This is a genomic window from Actinosynnema sp. (genome assembly GCF_052038725.1).
Map to the genome: position 1 here is coordinate 1 of NZ_JBQGCX010001080.1, position 2,254 is coordinate 2,254.

4 protein-coding genes are annotated in these 2,254 nt (G+C 68.1%); 2 read left to right on the forward strand and 2 right to left on the reverse strand.

The window, feature by feature from the left end:
• The coding region (locus tag ACTUAL_RS22790) for a hypothetical protein (RefSeq protein WP_440901664.1) at positions 1–184 on the forward strand (184 nt) is incomplete at its 5' end.
• Positions 185–760, forward strand: coding sequence for a hypothetical protein (locus ACTUAL_RS22795; RefSeq protein WP_440901665.1), 576 nt, complete (start codon positions 185–187; stop codon positions 758–760).
• A gap of 212 nt (positions 761–972) precedes the next feature.
• Here the strand turns inward: ACTUAL_RS22795 and ACTUAL_RS22800 are convergent, their stop codons facing one another.
• Together ACTUAL_RS22800 and ACTUAL_RS22805 are read right to left on the reverse strand one after the other, a co-directional pair.
• The gene (locus ACTUAL_RS22800) at positions 973–2,001 is read right to left on the reverse strand and encodes an HNH endonuclease (protein ID WP_440901666.1); all 1,029 of its coding nucleotides are present in this window, start codon (positions 1,999–2,001) and stop codon (positions 973–975) included.
• Positions 2,002–2,058: 57 nt separating this feature from the next.
• Positions 2,059–2,254: hypothetical protein (locus ACTUAL_RS22805; protein WP_440901667.1), on the reverse strand; the 196-nt coding region annotated here is incomplete at its 5' end.

Below are 2,254 nucleotides of genomic sequence, written 5' to 3' on the forward strand. Positions count from 1 at the left end.
CGGCGCCGGCACCGCGACCATCCCCATCGCACCGCCGCTGCGCACCGCGGCCGCCCTGGCCGAACCGCTGGTGCTCAGCAAACCGACCGTGGCCATGCGGCTCGTCTCCGACGACGAGGCGGCCAATCCGACCCGGCCGGGCCGCTTCACCAGCATCTCCCTCCGCCTCGAGGAAGCCTTGTAGATGGACGGCATCACCGCCACGCCGCGCTTGCATCCGCAGGCGGCCGCGGCCGCCACCGCCCGGACCGCTGCGCCGGTGGTGCTGGTCGACCTCGATTTCGCCTCCGGCCCCTTCCGCGCCTGGACCGGGCTCGGGCCGCTGCACTGGGCCGGCCTGGTCTTCGAGGGCGTGGGCGCGATCGGCGCCATGGGCGAGGTGGAGGAGACGGTCGAGCTGCGCGCCGTGCGCCTGACCCTGGTGCTCTCGCCGGTGCCGCAGGCGGTGGTCGACATTGCGCTCGCCGAGCGCAGCTTCCGCCTCCGCCCGGCCCGGCTCTGGGGTGCGCTGCTGGACGATCAGGGCGCCTTTGTCGCCGACCCGTTCCCGCTCTGGGCCGGGCTGATGGACACCATGGAGGTGGTGGACGGGGCCGAGCCGCGGGTCTCGCTCACCTGCGAGAGCCGCCTGGTCGACCTCGAGCGCGCCGAGGTGCGCCGCTACACCGATGCCGACCAGCAGGCCGAGTATCCGGGCGACCGCTTCTTCGCGTTCGTCCCCGCCCTGCAGGAAGCGGAGATCCGGCTGCCGGCGACCTAAAACCAACCGTCTCGGCGAACGATTGGTCGCGACCCGCAGGCGACCGTTGTGCTCGCTGCCGCGATGTCCGCTATCGGTGGGCGAGCGGACATCGCTGACCAACAGGCGGAGCGGGCGGCTCTGCGCCCATTTCAGCCGTCCGGAAAGCGCGATTGCGTTCCAAGAACGCTGAGCGCCGAACGCGACTATCCGCACACCACGATCAGCATAGGTCACGCGGCCCCACCTGTGACCCGCGAAGTCGAAATCGGATCCGCTCTGCGCGAGGCGGTCTGAGCAACGGACAACAGTTCCGCGTTCAGCGCGTCCTTGCCGGGTGAGAAGTGCGCCTCACGATGGCAGTTCGGGCAGAGCGCAACGCAGTTTCGGGGGCGGTCGCTCTCCGCAACACCGAGGACGTGGTGAACGTCTAGGAATCCGACCCACGGGCGTGACGCACCGCAGCCCGGCCGCTCGCAACGTCCATCCGCCCGTCTGAGAACGGCACGCCGAACGGCGGGATTCCTGGGGTAGGACGAGGCGAGGCGCTGTACCGCCTCCGCACCATCGCGGCCGAGCAGGTCGGGGTTGGGCGCCAAATCGTTCACCGCATCGACCGATGCGAGTTCTCCCGGAACGGGAACATCGACCGCGGCGGGGCCGAGCCGGATCACGCCCGGCGTGTTCCACAGGACGGCGGGGATGCGGTACGAGTCCTCGCGCCGCTCATCCATCAGGTAGATGGTCGGAGACTTGCCGTTGAGGATCTGATTCGCCGCGTTCGGCCTCGCCGAGGGGCTGCGGAGTAGTTCCTCCGCCACGGCGCGCTGCCCTTCCCATATCGGACCCAAGGCGTCGGTCGGAACGACCGCCGCACAGATGATGCGTCGGAGCCTATCGTCCTGCACGAACAAGGTGTGAGTGATTCCCCTCCGCGCGTCACGGTTCCGCAGGTGGGCAAGCGTCTCCGCATGGCTCTCGTTCCGTAGCTTCGACGAGAGCTGCGCGGCAGCGAACAGGTGCTCGTTGCTGCTCTTCCCCTTCCGGAGCCAACAGAGCCGGACGCGCATGAGCATGTCCTCACCCTGCGGCGAGACGGCAAGGATGAGCTGCTCCACGGCCGAAGCGCCGTGGGTGCGGCGATGGTCGCCGTTGGCTCTCACCCTGAATCCGTGACCCGCCAGGAACGGCACAAGCGCGTCTCGCCTGCCCTCCTCGGCTTCGAGGCTCTCGGCCGACCTGAAATCCCGCTTCTCGTACATGAAATCGCCTTTCCGGCTGACCAGGATAATGCCGGAACGATATGCAGGCGAGGCGGGTCAGAACAGGCCCTGCACCACCGCGTCTAACAGGCCGAGCGAGATGGCCTGCTTCAGCGCGAGATACATGTCCTCAGGCGGGAGCAGCTTCTGCTCCAACTCGACCTGGATGTCTAAATATTCTTCGATAACGGCATTGGAGCGGCCGGTGACGAATATGAGGTGTTCGATACCGGCGTCCAGCGCTTCATCGACG

What these genes read in the sequence shown, in the direction of transcription:
- ACTUAL_RS22795 (WP_440901665.1), top strand. Translation starts at nt 185, where the DNA reads ATGGACGGCATCACCGCCACGCCGCGCTTGCATCCGCAGGCGGCCGCG.
- ACTUAL_RS22800 (WP_440901666.1), bottom strand. Translation starts at nt 2,001, where the DNA reads ATGTACGAGAAGCGGGATTTCAGGTCGGCCGAGAGCCTCGAAGCCGAG.